General features: G+C 73.0%; 17 protein-coding genes. 11 read left to right on the top strand and 6 right to left on the bottom strand.

The genetic code is table 11. The annotated features are described in order from the left end of the window. Nucleotides 1-1,077 carry a ribosome small subunit-dependent GTPase A gene (gene rsgA, locus IEZ06_RS30785; protein ID WP_189240204.1) on the bottom strand — a complete coding sequence of 359 codons (1,077 nt, stop codon included), beginning with the start codon at nucleotides 1,075-1,077 and terminating at the stop codon, nucleotides 1-3. Next, nucleotides 1,074-2,354 carry a 3-phosphoshikimate 1-carboxyvinyltransferase gene (gene aroA, locus IEZ06_RS30780; protein WP_189240193.1) on the bottom strand — a complete coding sequence of 427 codons (1,281 nt, stop codon included), beginning with the start codon at nucleotides 2,352-2,354 and terminating at the stop codon, nucleotides 1,074-1,076. The genes rsgA and aroA overlap by 4 nt, the downstream gene beginning before the upstream one ends. A 176-nt stretch (nucleotides 2,355-2,530) precedes the next feature. Here aroA and IEZ06_RS30775 point away from each other — a divergent pair, with 176 nt between their 5' ends. Then, nucleotides 2,531-3,271, top strand: coding sequence for an SOS response-associated peptidase (locus IEZ06_RS30775; protein ID WP_189240192.1), 741 nt, complete (start codon nucleotides 2,531-2,533; stop codon nucleotides 3,269-3,271). 208 nt (nucleotides 3,272-3,479) lie between these two features. Then, nucleotides 3,480-3,812: a TraR/DksA family transcriptional regulator gene (locus IEZ06_RS30770; RefSeq protein ID WP_189240191.1), complete on the top strand. Its 333-nt coding sequence runs from the start codon at nucleotides 3,480-3,482 to the stop codon at nucleotides 3,810-3,812. A 123-nt stretch (nucleotides 3,813-3,935) separates the two neighbouring features. On the opposite strand, the gene IEZ06_RS30765 is transcribed toward IEZ06_RS30770, so the two are convergent. Further along, nucleotides 3,936-4,682 carry a class I SAM-dependent methyltransferase gene (locus tag IEZ06_RS30765; RefSeq protein ID WP_189240190.1) on the bottom strand — a complete coding sequence of 249 codons (747 nt, stop codon included), beginning with the start codon at nucleotides 4,680-4,682 and terminating at the stop codon, nucleotides 3,936-3,938. Nucleotides 4,683-4,964: 282 nt separating this feature from the next. Here IEZ06_RS30765 and IEZ06_RS30760 point away from each other — a divergent pair, with 282 nt between their 5' ends. From IEZ06_RS30760 to IEZ06_RS30730, 7 genes are all read left to right on the top strand, one after another. Continuing rightward, nucleotides 4,965-5,570 carry a sigma-70 family RNA polymerase sigma factor gene (locus IEZ06_RS30760; protein WP_068897767.1) on the top strand — a complete coding sequence of 202 codons (606 nt, stop codon included), beginning with the start codon at nucleotides 4,965-4,967 and terminating at the stop codon, nucleotides 5,568-5,570. Beyond that, entirely contained in the window at nucleotides 5,567-5,833 is a 267-nt protein-coding gene (gene rsrA / locus IEZ06_RS30755) for a mycothiol system anti-sigma-R factor (RefSeq protein WP_189240189.1), read from the top strand. The genes IEZ06_RS30760 and rsrA overlap by 4 nt, the downstream gene beginning before the upstream one ends. A 117-nt stretch (nucleotides 5,834-5,950) precedes the next feature. Next, complete coding sequence (locus IEZ06_RS30750) at nucleotides 5,951-6,901, top strand: NAD-dependent epimerase/dehydratase family protein (protein WP_189240188.1); 951 nt, start codon at nucleotides 5,951-5,953, stop codon at nucleotides 6,899-6,901. 270 nt (nucleotides 6,902-7,171) lie between these two features. Continuing rightward, on the top strand, nucleotides 7,172-8,500 hold the full coding sequence (locus IEZ06_RS30745) for an HD-GYP domain-containing protein (RefSeq protein WP_229798940.1): 1,329 nt from the start codon (nucleotides 7,172-7,174) through the stop codon (nucleotides 8,498-8,500). After that, nucleotides 8,497-9,777, top strand: coding sequence for an HD-GYP domain-containing protein (locus IEZ06_RS30740; RefSeq protein WP_189240186.1), 1,281 nt, complete (start codon nucleotides 8,497-8,499; stop codon nucleotides 9,775-9,777). Before IEZ06_RS30745 ends, IEZ06_RS30740 begins: the two co-directional genes overlap by 4 nt. Before the next feature lie 160 nt (nucleotides 9,778-9,937). Next, complete coding sequence (locus IEZ06_RS30735) at nucleotides 9,938-11,278, top strand: acetyl-CoA carboxylase biotin carboxylase subunit (RefSeq protein ID WP_189240185.1); 1,341 nt, start codon at nucleotides 9,938-9,940, stop codon at nucleotides 11,276-11,278. A gap of 141 nt (nucleotides 11,279-11,419) precedes the next feature. After that, nucleotides 11,420-11,632: a biotin/lipoyl-binding carrier protein gene (locus IEZ06_RS30730; RefSeq protein ID WP_189240184.1), complete on the top strand. Its 213-nt coding sequence runs from the start codon at nucleotides 11,420-11,422 to the stop codon at nucleotides 11,630-11,632. A 57-nt stretch (nucleotides 11,633-11,689) separates the two neighbouring features. Here IEZ06_RS30730 and IEZ06_RS30725 read toward each other — a convergent pair whose 3' ends face one another. Continuing rightward, nucleotides 11,690-12,070, bottom strand: coding sequence for a thioesterase family protein (locus IEZ06_RS30725; RefSeq protein ID WP_189240183.1), 381 nt, complete (start codon nucleotides 12,068-12,070; stop codon nucleotides 11,690-11,692). Nucleotides 12,071-12,094: 24 nt separating this feature from the next. Here IEZ06_RS30725 and bsaP point away from each other — a divergent pair, with 24 nt between their 5' ends. Beyond that, nucleotides 12,095-12,277 carry a biotin synthase auxiliary protein BsaP gene (gene bsaP / locus IEZ06_RS30720; protein WP_189240182.1) on the top strand — a complete coding sequence of 61 codons (183 nt, stop codon included), beginning with the start codon at nucleotides 12,095-12,097 and terminating at the stop codon, nucleotides 12,275-12,277. Nucleotides 12,278-12,575: 298 nt separating this feature from the next. Further along, complete coding sequence (locus IEZ06_RS30715) at nucleotides 12,576-14,243, top strand: serine/threonine-protein kinase (protein WP_189240181.1); 1,668 nt, start codon at nucleotides 12,576-12,578, stop codon at nucleotides 14,241-14,243. Nucleotides 14,244-14,294: 51 nt separating this feature from the next. Here the strand turns inward: IEZ06_RS30715 and IEZ06_RS30710 are convergent, their stop codons facing one another. Continuing rightward, nucleotides 14,295-15,941 carry an acetolactate synthase gene (locus IEZ06_RS30710; protein WP_189240180.1) on the bottom strand — a complete coding sequence of 549 codons (1,647 nt, stop codon included), beginning with the start codon at nucleotides 15,939-15,941 and terminating at the stop codon, nucleotides 14,295-14,297. A 169-nt stretch (nucleotides 15,942-16,110) separates the two neighbouring features. After that, nucleotides 16,111-17,106: a biotin synthase BioB gene (gene bioB, locus IEZ06_RS30705; RefSeq protein ID WP_189240179.1), complete on the bottom strand. Its 996-nt coding sequence runs from the start codon at nucleotides 17,104-17,106 to the stop codon at nucleotides 16,111-16,113. Nucleotides 17,107-17,128 lie beyond the last annotated feature (22 nt).

Here is a 17,128-nt window from a genome sequence, read left to right as displayed (position 1 = left end):
TCAGGGGGTGTCCGGCCGCCGGTCGTCGTCGGGGGCGCCCTCCCGGCTGGCGAGGAGGCGGCGGAGCGAGACGAGCCGGGCGGGGTCGGCGCGGCCGGCCGCCGTCCACCCGTCCAGGGCGCACTCCTCGCCCAGGTGGTTGCAGCCCTTGGGGCACTCGACCGTGCCCTCGACCAGGTCCGGGAAGCCCGCCAGCACGGTCTCGACCGAGACGTGGGCCAGCCCGAAGCTCCGCACCCCCGGGGTGTCGATGATCCAGCCGCCGTCCGGGAGCGCCAGGGCCACGGCCGAGGTGGAGGTGTGCCGGCCCCGGCCGGTCACCGCGTTGACGTGCGAGACGGCCCGGTCGGCCCCCGGTACCAGGGCGTTCACCAGTGTCGACTTGCCGACCCCCGAGTGCCCGACGAGCACGCTGATGCGGTCGCGCAGCCGCTCCCGGACCTCGTCGAGCGTCCCGCCCTTGCCGACCACGACGTACGGCACGCCGAGCGGTGCGTACAGCGAGACGAGCTCCTCGGGCGCCGCGAGGTCGGACTTGGTGAGGCAGAGCAGGGGCTCGATGTCGGCGTCGAAGGCCGCCACGAGCATCCGGTCGATCATGCGGGGCCGCGGCGGCGGGTCCGCCAGCGCCGTGACGATCACGAGCTGGTCGGCGTTGGCGACCACGGGACGCTCGATGCCGTCGGTGTCCTCGGTGTCGTCGGCGGAACGGCGGAGCATCGAGACGCGCGGCTCCACCCGGACGACGCGGGCCAGCGTGTCGGGCGCGCCGGAGACGTCGCCGACCAGCGAGACCCGGTCGCCGACCACGATCCCCTTGCGGCCCAGCTCGCGGGCCTTCATCGCGACGACGAGCCGGCCGCCGTCCCCGGCGCCCGAGGCCCGGTCCTTCGCGCGGCGCCGCTTCTCGCCGGCGGGAGCTCCCGCGGTGACCAGGCACGTGTAGCGGCCCCGGTCGACCGCCACGACGAACCCCTCGACCGCGTCCTCGTGCGCGGGACGGAGCCGGGTCCGGGGCCGGGAGCCCTTGCCCGGCCGGACCCTGACGTCGTCCTCGTCGTACTGCCGCTTCCTCAGCGGTCGCCTCCCAACATCCGCGCCCACATCGAGGCGAACTCCGGCAGGGTCTTGCCCGTGGTGGCGATGTCCTCCACCAGCACCCCGGGTACGGCCAGGCCGATCACCGCGCCGGCCGTGGCCATGCGGTGGTCGGCGTAGGAGTGGAACACCCCGCCGGTGAGCGGGCGGGGCCGGATCTCCAGCCCGTCGTCGGTCTCGTTCGCGTCACCGCCCAGCGCGTTGATCTCGGCGACCAGCGCGGCCAGCCGGTCGGTCTCGTGCCCGCGGATGTGCGCGACGCCCCGGATCCGGCTGGGGGAGTCGGCCAGGGCCGCCAGGGCGGCGATCGTCGGGGTCAGCTCGGCGACGTCGCGCAGGTCGGCGTCGATGCCGGAGATCCGGCCGGTGCCGGTGACCGCCAGCCCGTCGGCGGTGAACGCGACGGACGCGCCCATGCCGGCCAGGAGCCCGCGGAGCTGGTCGCCGGGCTGCGTCGTCTCGGCGGGCCAGCCGGGGATGACGACCGTGCCGCCGGCGACCATCGCGGCCGACAGGAACGGCGCCGCGTTGGACAGGTCGGGCTCCACGGTGAAGTCGGTGGCCCGGATCGGGCCGGGCTCGACCCGCCAGACGTCCGGCTCGGAGTCGTCGACGTGCACACCGCGCTCGCGGAGCATCTGGAGCGTCATCCGGATGTGCGGCTGCGACGGGATGGGCGGTCCGGAGTGCCGGACCGTCACCCCCTTGGGGAACCGGGCGGCGACCAGCAGCAGACCGGAGAGGAACTGCGAGGAGCCGGACGCGTCGAGCACGACCTCCCCGCCGGTCAGCGGTCCCCGCACGGTGAACGGCAGCGCGTCTCCGGTGACCTGCGCGCCCAGGGCGCGCAGCGCGGCCAGGATCACGCCCATCGGGCGCTTGCGCGCGTGCGGGTCGCCGTCGAAGGAGACCTCGCCGTCGGCCAGCGCGGCCATCGGCGGCACGAAGCGCATCACGGTGCCGGCGAGGCCCACGTCGATCCGCCCCCCGGCGGTGACCGGCCCGGGGACGACCGCCCAGTCGAGGCTGGAGCCACCCTCGTTGGAAGAGGTCATCGTGGTGCCGAGCGCGCGCAGGGCGTCGGCCATCAGATCGGAGTCGCGGCTGCGCAGCGCCAGCCGTACGGTGCCGGGGCCGTCGGCCAGCGCGGCGAGCAGCAGCGCGCGGTTGGTCACGGACTTCGATCCCGGCACCGGGACGGTCGCGTGGACGGGTTCGGTCGCGGTCGGGGCGGGCCACAGCGGAGCGGACGACATGTGATGAGCCTACCGAGACCGGCCCGCCGGGCGGGAAACGCCGTGGGCGGCGGAGCGGGGGTGTCGGACGCGGGGCCGCGGGAGGAGGGGCCGGAGCGGTGGAGGGGTGGCGGGAGGAGGGGCCGGAGTGGCGGAGGGGACGCCCGGGAGGCGGAGGGAGGTGGCAGAGTGGGGACATGTGCGGGAGATTCGCGTCTGCGCGGGGTAAGCAGCAGCTGCTGGAGGAGTTCGAGGTCGAGGTCGACGGGGCCGACGGCTCCGAGCTCCGGCCCGACTACAACGTCGCGCCGACCAAACCGGTCTACACCGTGCTCAGCCGGGCACCGAAGGGCGACGCCGAGGGCGGCCGGGCGGTGCGCCAGCTCCGCGTCATGCGCTGGGGGCTGGTCCCGTCCTGGGCGAAGGACCCGGCGATCGGCTCCAAGATGATCAACGCGCGGGTGGAGACCGTGACGGAGAAGCCCTCGTTCCGCAGGGCGTTCAAGGAGCGCCGGTGCCTGGTCCCGGCCGACGGCTACTACGAGTGGGCCGTGCTGGAGGAGACCGACGCCAGGGGCAGGCCGAAGAAGCAGCCCCACTACATCCGGCCGGCGGACGGCGGGATCATGGCGATGGCGGGGCTGTACGAGTTCTGGCGCGACCGGGGCCGGCCCGACGACGACCCGGACGCCTGGCTCGTGACGTGCACCATCATCACCACCTCCGCCGTCGACGCGGCGGGCAGGGTGCACGACCGCATGCCGATGCTGATCGAGCGCGACCGGTGGGGCGAGTGGCTCGATCCCGGGGTGCCCGACACGCAGGGGTTCCTCATCCCGGCCGGCTCGACGGGGCTGGTGGCCCATCCCGTCTCCACCGCGGTGAACTCGGTCCGCAACAACGGGCCCGAGCTGATCGAGGCGCTGCCGGAGGAGTGAGGGGGAGCGCCGGGGCCGTCCGGGAAAACGGCTGGTGGCCGGTGTAAGAAGCGTGCGGAGCGGGCATCCGGTGAGGAAAGCGAATCCTCCGGCCGAACCCCCGCGGCGACGCGGTCCGGGGACGCCGGGGGAGCCCACCCCTCGTGCCCGGCGGGAGATCCGGGGAATCCCGCCGAAGGCCGCCCCCACGTCCCGGAGGTGCGGGTCCGTGAACGACGCGACCGCGCGTGTGCGCCTGGAGAGCATGCTCAGCGAGCTCGACCGCTCCATCGGAATCCTGCGGGGGGACCCCGCGGGCCTGCGCGACCGCTCGGCGGCGGACGCCGGGTCCGACCTGGTCGACGCGGACCGCAACCAGGCCATGCTGGAGGTGGCCACCCGGCACCGCCGTTCGATCCTGGAAGCGCTCAGGCGGATCGACGACGGGTGCTACGGCCTGTGCGTGGACTGCGGCCGGCCGGTGCCGGAGGGCAGGCTGGAGGCGCGCCCCGAGGCCTCCCGGTGCGTGCAGTGCCAGTCCCGCAGAGAACGCCGCCGCTGACCTTCCGGTCGTCGTGGATCTCCCGGCCGTCGCCGACCTCCCTGCCGTCGCAGGCCCGCGGTCCGTCGCCGGCCCGCCCCGCCGATCGGCCGTCCACCACCGGCCCGGCGGGGCCGCCGGGCCTCAGACCCGCCGGGCGCTGGCGACCAGGTGGATGCCCACGGTGTCGTCGTCGTCCGGGTGGGCCTCCAGCTCGGTGCGGACCAGCCAGTTCAGCGCGCGGGAGTCGGCCGCGAGGACGTGGTCGACCGTCGAGGGGGACAGCACCGTGCGGGGCCGTATCCACTCGACCTCCAGCCCGGCGTCGGTGAGCAGCTCGCGCAGCTGGGCGCTGCTGAAGCAGCGGGTGATGCTCCCGTCGGGCCAGGGCACGAGCATGACCTCGCTGGTCTGGCGCAGGTGGGCCCAGTAGTTCTGCTCGGCGAGGATCGCCATCCCCAGCACCAGGGAGTCGACGCAGACGAGCGCCCGCCCGCCGGGGCGCAGCACCCGGGCGACGTCGGCGATCGCGGACTCGGCCATGAGCTCCAGGGACATCGACCGGTCCTCGGCGAGCACGGCGTCGACGCTGCCGTCGGGGAGGAAGCGCAGGTCGTCGGAGCGGACCTGGCGGACCCGCTCGGCGTCGCGCAGGACGGGCTGGCCCTCCACCGCCACCGCCCGGCGGAAGTCGACCACCTCGATCACCCGGTGCCCGGCCCGGGCGGCCTGCGCGGACCAGCGGCCCTGGCCGCGGGAGAGGTCGAGGACGACGGAGGGGCTCCGGGGGAGCCAGCGGTTCAGCTGCTCGGCGACGACCGCGCGGTAAAAGGTCCAGTACGGCCCGAGCGTTCCTGAGCCGTTCAGCTCTTCGGCCGGGATGGGCAGCACAAGCGGCTCCTGGCGTCGGGGTTCCGGTGGTCTGAAGCTACCTGCCGGTACGTATGTTTTTCCCCGTACCGGGTTGTTCGTCACCTTCCATCTTGAGGGAACAGACGGCCGGACGGGCGTGTTGCCAACGAACGGCGCACACCCTTCCGGGAGGTTGGCAAGCGAATGCTCGCGTTGATCGAACCCGTCGTCCGCCCCGGTGACCGGGCTTTCCGTGGCGAGCGGGTATCCTCCGCTCAGTACGGTGTCCCGCGTGAGCCGGACTCCGGAGATCTTAAGGGGGTGGGTCCGGTCCCTGCGACAGATGCGGAGACTCTGGAACAGCGGAGCGAGCGGTTCGAGCGGGACGTGATGCCCTACCTCGACCAGCTCTACTCCGCCGCGCTCCGGATGACCAGGAATCCCGCGGATGCGGAGGACCTCCTCCAGGAGACCTTCGCCAAGGCCTTCGCCTCCTTCCATCAGTTCCAGGAGGGCACGAACCTCAAGGCGTGGCTCTACCGCATCCTCACCAACACCTTCATCAACAGCTACCGCAAGAAGCAGCGGGAGCCCAAGCAGGCCGGCACCGAGGAGATCGAGGACTGGCAGCTGGCGAGGGCGGAGTCGCACACCTCGACGGGACTGAAGTCCGCCGAGATCGAGGCGCTCGACCACCTGCCGGACAGCGACGTCAAGGACGCGCTGGCGGCGCTCCCGGAGGACTTCCGGATCGCGGTCTACCTCGCCGACGTGGAGGGCTTCCCCTACAAGGAGATCGCCGAGATCATGGGGACCCCCATCGGGACCGTGATGTCGCGGCTCCACCGTGGCCGCCGTCAGCTGCGGACGCAACTCGAGGACTACGCCCGGGAGCGTGGCCTGGTTCCTGCGGAGGGTGCAAAGTGAGCTGTGGAAACCACCACGACACGGACTGCCGCGAGGTCCTGGACAAGGTCTACACCTACCTCGACGGCGAGCTCGACGAGGGCGACTGCGCCGACATCCGGCAGCACCTGGACGAGTGCGGCCCCTGCCTGCGGGAGTACGGCCTGGACCAGGTGGTCAAGCAGCTGGTGGCCAGGCACTGCGGCTGCGACGCGGCGCCCGAGGACCTGCGCGCCAGGATCCGCGACCGGATCGATCAGGTCCGCGGCGAGCTGGCGACCTGACCCCTAGGATCTCTCGTACGACGGCGGCCGCGCGGGCACGCGGGTGAGCCCTCCCCGGAAGGGGTGAGGGTCCCGCGGGAGCCCGGTCGCGGCCAGGCAACGAGAACGGGGGTCGGCATGCGGGTGCTCGTCACCGGAGGGGCCGGGTTCATCGGGTCGAACCTGGTGGACCGGTTGCTGGCGGACGGCCACGAGGTCGGGGTCGTGGACGACCTGTCCTCGGGGAGCCGGCGCAACCTGGCCGGAGCGGAGGGGGACCCGCGCTTCAGCCTGCACGAGATGGACATCCTCGACCCCGCGCTGGCCGGTCTGGCCGCCGACTTCCGGCCGGAGGTGGTCTGCCACCTCGCCGCGCAGATCAGCGTGCGCAAGAGCGTGGCGGACCCGGTCCGCGACGCCCGGCTCAACGTGGAGGGCACCGCCGCGGTCCTGTCCGCCGCCCGCCGGGGCGGCACGCGCAAGGTCGTCTTCGCCTCCTCCGTCGCGGTGTACGGCCGTCCCGCGGTCATCCCGGTCCCCGGGGACGCCGCGACCGACCCGCGTTCGCCGTACGCCGCCTCGAAGCTGAGCGCGGAGGTCTATCTCGCGACCTTCAAGGCGCTGCACGGCATCGACTACACCACCCTGGTGCTCTCCAACGTCTACGGTCCCCGCCAGTCGCCCGAGGGCGAGGCCGGGGTGGTCGCGATCTTCACCGACGCGCTGCTCAACGGGGCCCCCACCGTGGTCTACGGCGACGGCACGCAGACGCGCGACTACGTCTACGTCGACGACGTGGTGGACGGTTTCGCCCGCGCGTGCGGGGCGGCGGGCGGCGGCGGCCGGTTCAACCTGGGCACCGGGGTGCAGACCACCGACCGGGAGCTGCACACCCTGGTCGCGACGGCGGCCGGGGCGGCCGACGAGCCGGGGAGCGCGCCCGCACGGCTGGGAGACCTGCCGGCGATGGCGGTCGACCCCGCCCCCGCGACCGAGGCGCTCGGCTGGCGGCCCCGGACGGATCTGGCGACCGGTTTGAAGCGCACCGTCGAATGGGCGATGAGCCGCTCCGCAGCCCGGCAGGGATGACGGCGCACGGCACCCGGGCCGGCTCCGTCGGCCAACTCCTCGTGCTGGGTTGGTTACGCTTTGCTTGCGATTACCGGTCCGTCCTGCCGGATCTGATTCGCTTCTGTAGCCTGAGACGCGAAATCAACGTGGAGGCAGCGCATGTCGAAGGAAACGGTCAGCCGGGCGCACCCGGGGATCTCCTGGACCTGAACACGCGCCCGTAGGACCCCTAGGGTGGCCGCATTGCGTGGACTGCCATGGTTTGCCAAGGTCTACCTTGTCGCCGTGATCGGGACGGCCTTCGGGCTGCTCGTCCACGGTCTGGCCGGGAACGGCAGGATCGAGCAGCTCGAATGGTCCACCCTGCTGGTGCTGGCCCTGCTGTTCCTGGTGTGCGAGTCGATGCCGACGCTGCTCAGCGTCAGGCAGGCCGCGGTCTCGGTCAGTTTCTCGGCCGCGCTCGCCGCGGTGGTGCTGACGGGTCCCGAGGGCGCGGCGCTCGTCGGCATGACGGCCGTGCTCAGCGTGCGCCCGGGGCTGCCGCTGGTGAAGCGGCTGTTCAACGGCGCGCAGTTCGCGATCTGCGGTCACGTCGCGGGCTGGGTCTACGAGAGCCTGCTCGGCCGGCCCGCCGGGGTGCCGGGGGTGGGGGGCATCGCGTTCAGCGACCTGATCGTGCCGTTCGCGGGCGCGGCGGCGGTGTTCGTGCCGCTGAACTTCGTGCTGATCGCGCTGGTCCTGGCGGCGACCGGCCAGGCCGACCAGGTCCCGCTGCGCGGTCTGGCCCAGTTCATGGTCTCCTACCTGGGATACGCCACCTTCGGGCTGCTGATCGCCGGGCTCTGGACGACGGTCAACTCGATCGCGGCGGTGCTGGTGCTGATCCCGCTGTTCGTCGCCCGCTGGGCCTTCGGCCAGTACCTCGCCCAGCAGCGCTCCTACGACGCCACGATCGCCGCGCTCTGCCAGGCGGTGGAGACGAAGGACTACTACACCCGCGGACACTGCACCCGCGTCTCCCGGGCCTCCGGGATGATCGCCGAGGAGATCGGGATGGGCTCGGAGCGGCTGCGCGCGATCCGCTACGCCGGGATGCTCCACGACGTGGGCAAGCTGGGCGTGCCGACGAAGGTGCTGCAGAAGGAGGGGCCGCTCACCGAGGAGGAGTTCGCCGCCATCCAGCTCCACCCGATGCGGGGACTGGAGATCGTGCGGGGCATCGACTTCCTGGACGAGGCCTTCGCCGGGATCATGCACCACCACGAGCGGCAGGACGGCAGGGGCTACCCGATGGGGCTGGCCGGCGACGAGATCCCGGAGTTCGCCCGGATCATCGCGGTGGCCGACGCCTTCGACGCGATGACCTCCGACCGCTCCTACCGCAACGCGCGGTCGGTCGAGGTCGCCACGGAGGAGCTGCGCAAGGGGGCGGGCGCCCAGTTCGACCCGGTCATGGTGAACGCCTTCCTGCGCGCCCTGGACCGCCAGGGGTGGGAACCGCCGTGCAAGGTGGCGGCCCCGCCGGCGGACGCGGCGGAGACCACCACCAAGGACCACGACGACCCGACCGCCCCGATCCAGGTGGTGTCGGACGTGACCACGGGGACCGAGCGATGACGGGCACGGCCGCCCTCACGGCCGCGCGGGCGTTCCGGCGGCTCGACTCCGGGCAGGTCCTGCTCATCTCCGCGGCGGGCCTGATGGCGCTGGCGGGCGTGGCGTACACGGCGGCGGTGGGGCTGGTCCAGGCCGAGTTCGCCATCGGGTTCGGCGCGCTGATCGCGGCGGGGGAACTGGCCAGGCTCACCATGCCGGGCAACCGGGAGGTGGCTCCGATCGGAGCCGCCGCGGCGCTCGGCTACACCCTGCTGCTGGACGTGGGGACCACCCGGGCGGAGCATCCCGCCCTGCAGGTCGTCGCGGTGACGGCGGTCGGGATGGTGGCCGGGGCGCTGCCGCACCTGGCGGTCGGGCGCCCGCCGCAGCTCGACGCGCTGGCCCGCAGGCTCCTCACCGGCTCCCTGCTGGCCATCGCCTACCGCCCGCTGGCCGAGCCGCTCCACCTGACGACCCTCCCGCCCGGCGGGAGCTGGACGCCGGCGCTGGGCGTGATGACCGCGTTGATCCTGGTGACGGTGCTGGTGGACGTGTTGCTGGCGGCCGTCCTGCGGGCGGAGCAGGTGCGTGCCGCGTTCGCGGTGGCCGTCCGCGACGAGCTGCGGATGGCCGCCCCGCTGGGCACCGCGGTGGCGGCCTCCGGCGTCCTGCTGGCGCTCGCCTCGCACAGCATGGACATGGCCGCGCTGCTGGTCTTCGCCGCTCCGCTGCTGGTGACCCAGGTGGCCTTCCGCAAGTACGCGGGGATCCGGGCCACCTACCTGCAGACCGTGCGGGCGCTCTCGCAGGTGACCGAGGTGGCCGGCTACGTCGAGCCGGGACACTCGCGCCGGGTGAGCCGCCTGTCGGTCGCCGCCGGGCGGGAGCTGGGCATGGCGGAGCCCGAACTGCTGGAGCTGGAGTACGCCGCGCTCATGCACGACATCGGCCAGCTCTCGCTCCGCGACCCGATCCCCGGCGGCGCGACCGTGCTCACCGATCCGGAGCAGGCGCGCCGCATCGCCGAGCTGGGCGCCGAGGTGATCCGTCAGACGGGGGTGCTGGACCGGGTGGCGGAGATCGTCCGCCGCCAGTGCGAGCCCTGCGGCACGGCGCCGCCGCTGTCGAGCCGCATCATCAAGGCCGCCAACGCCTACGACGACCTGGTCGGCGGCTCCACCGACCGGGACCGGGCGGGGGCCGCGCTGGAACGGCTCCGCCTCGGCTCCGGAGTGGAGTACGACCCGGCCGTCGTCGAGGCGCTGGCGCGGGTCACCGGGCGTCTCGCCCGCTACTGATCCGCTCACGAGGTGGGCTCTCACGGCTTGTCGCACCGGGGTTTCCCGCCCCGAGCATTGTAAGTTTCCTACAGTTCGCGCCGCTGTGATCAGTGGCGTCGGGCGAAAGGCTGTGCCGAGATCTCGGCCATAGGGTGGAGCGGTCGAAAGGGGCCACTACGTGTTCGAGTCTGTCCTGGTCGCGAACCGAGGCGAAATCGCCCGGCGCGTCATCCGCACGGTCCGCCGCATGGGGGCGAGGGCCATCGCGGTGTACTCCGAGGCCGACGCGGACCTGCCGTTCGTGCAGGAGGCCGACGAGGCGATCCTGTTGGGTCCCGCCAATCCCGCGCAGAGCTACCTCGACGGGGGCAAGGTGATCGAGGCCGCCCGCGCCTCCGGCGCGCAGGCGGTCCACCCCGGATACGGCTTCTTCTCCGAGAACGCGGACTTCGCGCGTGCCGTGATCGACGCGGGGCTGGTCTGGATCGGCCCCTCGCCCGAGGCGATCGAGCGGATGGGTGACAAGATCAACGCCCGCAACCTGATGGAGGCCGCGGGCGTGCCCGTCGCGGCCGGGACCAGGGAGCCGGTCGCCGATCTCGAGCAGGCCGTGGCCGCCGCGGCCGGGATCGGCTACCCGGTCATGGTCAAGGCGGCCGGTGGCGGCGGCGGCATCGGGATGGGCGTCGCCCACGACGAGGCGGGGCTGGCCAAGGCCTTCGAGACCGCCGCGCGCGCCGCGGCGCGGTTCGGCGGAGCCGGGGGCGGTCCCGCGATCCTGCTCGAGCGCTACATCGAGCGCGCCCGCCACGTCGAGGTGCAGATCCTCGGTCTGCCGGACGGCAGGGTCGTCGCGCTGGGCGAGCGGGACTGCTCGGTGCAGCGCCGCCACCAGAAGGTCGTGGAGGAGACCCCGTCCCCCGGCATCACCCCGGAGCTGCGCGAGCGCATGCTGGCCGCGGCCGTGCGGGCGGGCGAGGCCGTCGGCTACCTGGGCGCCGGGACCGTGGAGTGCCTGGTCGACGCGGACGCGCAGGACTTCGTGTTCCTGGAGATGAACACCAGGCTCCAGGTCGAGCACCCCGTCACCGAGCTGGTCACCGGCGTGGACCTGGTGGAGCAGCAGCTGCGGATCGCCGCGGGCGAGGCGGTGGACCTGCGGGTGGCCCCCGCCGGGCACGCGATCGAGTTCCGGGTCTACGCCGAGGACCCCAAGCGGTTCTTCCCCGGGCCCGGCAGGATCGACGTGTGGGAGGAGCCGTCCGGGGAGGGCGTGCGGATCGACTCCGGCTACGCCGCCGGCAACACGGTCACGCCGTTCTACGACCCGCTCATGGCCAAGCTGTGCGTCTTCGGCCGGACGCGGGACGAGGCCCTGGAGCGCGCCCGCAAGGCGGTGGCGGGCTTCCTGGTCGAGGGCCCCAAGAACAACCTGCCGTTCTGCGCCGAGCTGCTGGAGCACCCCGAGTTCGTCTCCGGCGACTACGACACCGGACTGGTGTCCCGCATGAGGGCCTGATCGTTCTGGCACAGTTGGAAGGTGCGGGCGGCGGGCCGGGCACGGAGGAGCGGGCGCGTACGGCGCGGCATGACCCGTCCCCACTCCGGCGGAGGCCGGAGCGGGCGCGATCGTTGACAGTGACAGTGATGGGAGTTCCCGGTGGCTGAAGTACGCGCGGAGATGGTGGCGAACGTCTGGAAGGTGCTCGTCAAGGAGGGCGACGCCGTGGAGGACGGCGACACCCTGGTCATCCTGGAGTCGATGAAGATGGAGATCCCGGTCATCGCGGAGGACGACGGTGTGGTGGCACAGCTCAAGGTGGCCGAGGGGGACGTCATCCAGGAGGGCGATCTCATCGCCGTCATCGAGTAGTCCCCGGCCGGAGCCGCGCCGTGCGGGAGGCGGCCGGCCGGGGTGCGGCGGGCGCGGTCAGCGGGCGTGCTTGGCGAGGAAGCGCTCGCGGTCGACGACCACGCGCTCGATCGTCCCCGTCGCGACGGTCGCCCGCCCGTCGCGGGCGGTGAAGGCGAAGACCAGCCGGCGGCCGTCGACCTCGGTGAGCTCGGCGGAGATCTCGACGTGGGCGCCGATCGGGCTGGCCGCCAGGTGCTCCAGGACGACCCGGGTGCCCACGGAGGTCTGGCCGGGCCCGAGGACGTCCGCGACCGCCTGGACGGTGGCGCGTTCGGCGAGGGCGAGCAGGCGGGGAGTGCCCAGCACGGGGACGTCGCCGCTGCCGACCTTCACGGCGGTGTCCTCCTTCTCCACCATGATGAGCAGCCGGGAGCGCAGACCGGGAGCGAGCGTCATGCGCGCCAGCATAGGGTCTGAGCCGTGACCTCATACTGCGATCACTGCGGTCTCCCGGCCGATGCGGGCGAGCACGCGTCCTGCCTCGCCGCGCGGACGATGGAGCCGCCGCGCTACTGCTCCCGCTGCCGACGCCGGATGGTGGTCCAGGTGACGCCGCTGGGCTGGTCGGCCCGGTGCGTGGAGCACGGCACGCTCAACGGATGACCCGGCCCGCGAGGCGCGCGGGCCGCTCCGCCGCAGGGTGCGGGGCTCACCGGCACCGGCGCCGGACCCGTCGTGGCGGGACGGAGCACCCTTGGGGACCGGGTCGTCCGGCTGGACGTGGCAAAATATGTAAATACCCCCAAAGTTTGGACTTTTGTGTCATGCTGCCGCTCGTCCCACAGCGAGCGGGCAAACGGCATACAGGCCTTCGTTATGCTGCCGTGACGTTGCCGCGATACAAATCCGCTTTGTTGGAGAACCCTGGGGTGGGAGTGGAGAGGGTTACGGGGGAGTAGTCATGGTGGCCCAAGGCACGACGCTGGCCGGGCGGTATCGCTTAGATACCCGCATCGGTGCCGGCGGCATGGGCGAAGTGTGGCGCGGCGAGGACACGGTCCTGGCCCGCACCGTCGCCGTGAAGGTGTTGCTTCCGGGCCGCACCGACGATCCGGGGTTCCTGGTGAGGTTCCAGGGTGAGGCCCGGGCGATGGCGACGATCAACCACCCGGGGGTCGTCGACGTCTACGACTACGGGGTCCACGAGGTGCCCGGCGCGGGGGCGACGGCATACCTGGTGATGAAGTTCGTGGACGGCGAGCCGCTCGACCGGCTGCTCGGCAGGCTGGGCAGCATCGCCCCCGGCGCCGCGATGGAGCTCATCGCCCAGGCGGCCTCGGCCCTGCAGGCGGTCCACGACCAGGGCATCGTCCACCGGGACGTCAAGCCCGGAAACCTGCTGGTCCGGTCCGACGGCACGCTCGTGCTCACCGACTTCGGCATCGCCAGGTCCGACGCCGCCAGCCGGCTGACCGACGCGGGCATGGTGCTCGGCACCGCCTCCTACTGCGCGCCCGAACAGGCCGAGGGCGCGCCGGTCACCCCCGCGGTGGACATCTACGCCCTGGGCGTGGTCGCCTACGAGTGCCTGGCGGGCCAGCGGCCCTTCGACGGCGACAGCCCGGTCACGATCGCGCTCAAGCACATCCGGGAGGCTCCGCCGCCGCTCCCCGAGCGCATCCCGCCCGCGATCCGGGCCCTGGTGGAGCGGGCCCTGTCCAAGGACCCCGCCCGGCGCTTCCCCAGCGCCGCCGCGATGAGCACCGCCGCGCGGCAGTCGATGGCCGGCCCGGAGACCGGGGCGACGGCGCTTCCGCCGGTTCAGCAGACGGCGGCCGGAGCCGTCCACGGACCGTCCGGCCAGGGCCCCGCTCCCCGGCAGGACGGTCCGTACCCCGAGACCGGCTGGAGCGCGGCCGCGCAGCCGACGGCCGGATGGCAGGCGGCCTCGCCGGCGCCGCCCGGCACGCCCACCGAGCTCTCCGCCGGGAGGCGGGGCCGCCGTGCGCAGAAGCCCAAGCGCCGGGGCGGGCTGCTGGCCATGGCCTCGGCGGGCGCGGTCGTGGTCTGCGCCGGACTGGTCGCGGTGGCGATCAACACCATGGCGGCGAGTTCCGAGGTGCCGCCGGTGAACCACACCAGGGCGACCCCCGGCCCGGCGGCGAAGCCGGCAGACACCGAGCCGACGAAGAGCCCGTCGAAGCGCGCGACGCGGACTCCCCGGCCCACCGTGAGGCAGAGCCAGCCGGTCCCGGACCCGACGCCCACGGAGCCCGAGGAGAGCCCGGAGCCGACTCCGACCCCCACTCCGACGAAGGCCTCTCCGAAACCCACCCCCACGAAGGGCACCCCGACCCCGACCCCGACGCCGATGGCGAAGAAGAAGGTGCCGAACGTCACCCAGCTGCCGCTCGCGGCGGCGCTCCAGCAGCTCAAGGCCGCCGGGCTCAAGGCGCGGCCCGAGTACAGCGGCGGGTCCGACGCGCAGAAGTGCTGGATCGTCTACCAGCAGCACCCTTCCGCGGGGGAGATGCTGGACCCCCGGGTCCCGGTCGAGCTGCTCGCGGACGCCGTGCCGTGCGCCGGCGGTTCGACGCCGACCCCCACGCCCGCGGCGACCAAGGGCTGACCCGCCGGAAGGCCCGGTCCGCAGGGGCCCGGAGCATCCCGGCGGGAGGCCTCACACGCCGGTGGTGGTGCGCGGGTAGGCGACGGACGGGTCGGTGGCGATGTTCACCATGTACGGCACGCCGGAGTCGAACGCGCGGCGCAGCGCGGGACCGATCTGCGACGGGTCGGTGACGAGCTCACCGCCGCCGCCCAGGGCGGTCACCACCTGGTCGTAGCGGCACTGCGGCTGGAGCTCGGCGGCCACGTCGTAGCCGTAGAGCATCTGCATGGGGTGCTTCTCCAGACCCCACATGCCGTTGTTGCCGCAGATCATCACGACCGGCAGGCGGTGCCGTACGAGCGTGTCGACGTCCATCAGCGAGAAACCGGCCGCGCCGTCGCCGAGGAGCAGCACGACCTGCGAGGAGGGCCGGGCCAGCCGGGCGGCGATCGCGTAGCCCAGGCCGGTGCCCAGGCAGCCGTAGGGGCCCGGGTCGAGCCAGTTGCCGGGCTGGCGGGGCTCGACGTACTTGCCCGCGTAGGAGACGAAGTCGCCGCCGTCGCCGATCACCACGGCGTCGTCGGCGAGGATCCTGCCCAGCTCACCGTAGATCCGCATCGGGTGGATCGGGTCGGAGGCGGACTCCAGCAGCTGGACGTCCCCGGCGATGGCCGCCCTGGACGCCTCGGCCAGGGTCGACAGCCACGGGGCGTAGGTCTTGGGGGAGACGCCCGCCTCGGCGCACGCCGAGTTCAGGCCCCAGAAGACCAGGGACAGGTCGCCGGCGGCGGCCCCGACGGGTTTCATGTGCGTGGCGACCTGCGACGGCGCGTCGGTCAGGTGCACCACCTTGGCGAGCGGCGCGCCCTCCTTGCCGCCGAACCAGCCGTAGCCGAGCCGGAAGTCCAGCGGGGTGCCCGCCACGATCACCAGGTCGGCCTGGGAGAAGGCCAGGCCCCGGGCGCGGTTGACCAGCAGCTCGTGCCCGGCGGGCAGGATGCCGCGGCCCTGGCCGTTGGGGATGACCGGCAGGCGGTACTCCTCGGCGAAGCTCCGGGCGACCTCCTCGGCGCGGTCCATCCACACGTCGGAGCCGAGCACCAGGATCGGCCGCTCGGCCTCGGCGAGCAGCCTGGCGATCTGCGCGAGGGCGCCCGCGTCGGGTTCGAGCGGCGAGGGGGTGAGCGTCTCGGTGTGGTGCTCGGCCGCCGGGGCGAACAGGTCGTCCATGTGGAAGTCGAGGAAGACCGGGCCCCGGTGCGGGGCGATGGCCGTGCGGAAGGCCATCTCGACGTCCTGCCCGACGGAGTCGGCGCCCGAGCCGGTGAAGGCGAGCTTGGTGACCGGCGCGAGCAGCGGCGGGTGGTCCATCTCCTGCAGCGCTCCGGAGCCCCAGCGGGACCGGGGGGCCCGCCCTCCCATGACGACGACGGGGGAGCCGTTGAAGTGCGCGGTGGCCACGCCGCTGACGCCGTTGGTGACGCCGGGTCCCGCGGTGAGCACGGCCAGGCCGGGCTTGCGGGTCAGCCGGGCGGTGGCCTCGGCGGCGAAGACCGCGCTCTGCTCGTGCCGCACGTCGAGGATGGACACGCCTTCGTGCACCGCCCCGTCGTAGAGCGGGAAGACGTGCCCGCCGGACAGGGTGAACATGGTTTCGATGCCGTAGGCCTTGGAGACGGCGACCGCGATGTCACCGGCGTGCTTGGGGGACTCCATACCGCGAAACCTACCAGTCAGTCACTTAGCCGGACAGGGGAGTTGCTCGGGGGTGTTCGTGGCCTTCTACCTCCCCAGATTCCCCCCTGTCACACGCGTGCGCATCGAGATCGGAGATGCGGACGGTTACCCTTCCGCTACTTTCCGATGACCGGGGCGGGCGGCCGGGTCACAGCGTGTCGGAGAGCGCCTTGATCGGCATCCGCAGGTCCGCCAGCAGGCCCAGGTCCTGCTCGGCGGTGCGGCCGAGGGTGGTCAGGTAGTTGCCGACGATGATCGCGTTGATCCCGCCGAGCATGCCGTCCCGGGTCCCCAGGTCGCCCAGGGTCAGCTCACGCCCGCCGGCGTAGCGCAGGATCGTGCGCGGCAGCGCCAGCCGGAAGGTCGCGATCGTCTTGAGCGCCTCGCTCCCCTCCAGCAGCGGGAACCGCTCGAACGGCGTGCCGGGACGCGGGTTGAGGAAGTTGAGCGGGACCTCGTCGGGCGCCAGCTCGCCGAGCTGCCCGGCGAACTCGGCCCGCTGCTCCAGCGTCTCGCCCATGCCCACGATGCCGCCGCAGCACAGCTCCATGCCGGCCTCGCGGACCATCAGGCAGGTGTCCCAGCGCTCCTCCCAGGTGTGGGTGGTGACGACCTTGCCGAAGTGCGACCGCGCGGTCTCCAGATTGTGGTTGTAGCGGTGCACGCCGAGGGCGGCCAGTTCCTCCACCTGCTCCCGGGTGAGCATGCCCAGCGAACAGGCGACGTTGATGTCGACCGCCTCCCGGATCGCCGCCACGCCCTCGCGGACCTGGTCCATGAGGCGCCGGTCGGGCCCGCGCACCGCGGCCACGATGCAGAACTCGGTGGCGCCGGTCGCCGCCGTCTCCTTCGCCGCCTGGACGAGCGACGGGATGTCCAGCCAGGCGGCGCGGACCGGGGAGGGGAACTGCCCCGACTGGGAGCAGAAGTGGCAGTCCTCGGGGCAGCCGCCGGTCTTGAGGGAGACGATCCCCTCGACCTCCACCTCCGGGCCGCACCACTTCATCCGCACCTCGTGTGCGAGGGCCAGGAGGTCGGCCAGGCGGTCGTCGGGCAGCTTCAGGCACTCCAGCGCCTGGGCGGTGCCGAGGCCCCGGCCCTCATCCAGGACCTGCACCCGGGCGATCTCGAGGATGTCGCTCAACTTCTGACTCCACTCTGCGGTG

It is taken from the genome of Planomonospora antibiotica (genome assembly GCF_014647955.1).
In the GTDB taxonomy this organism is placed as follows: Bacteria; Actinomycetota; Actinomycetes; order Streptosporangiales; family Streptosporangiaceae; genus Planomonospora; species Planomonospora parontospora.
This window is presented reverse-complemented; position numbering and strand designations above follow the sequence as displayed.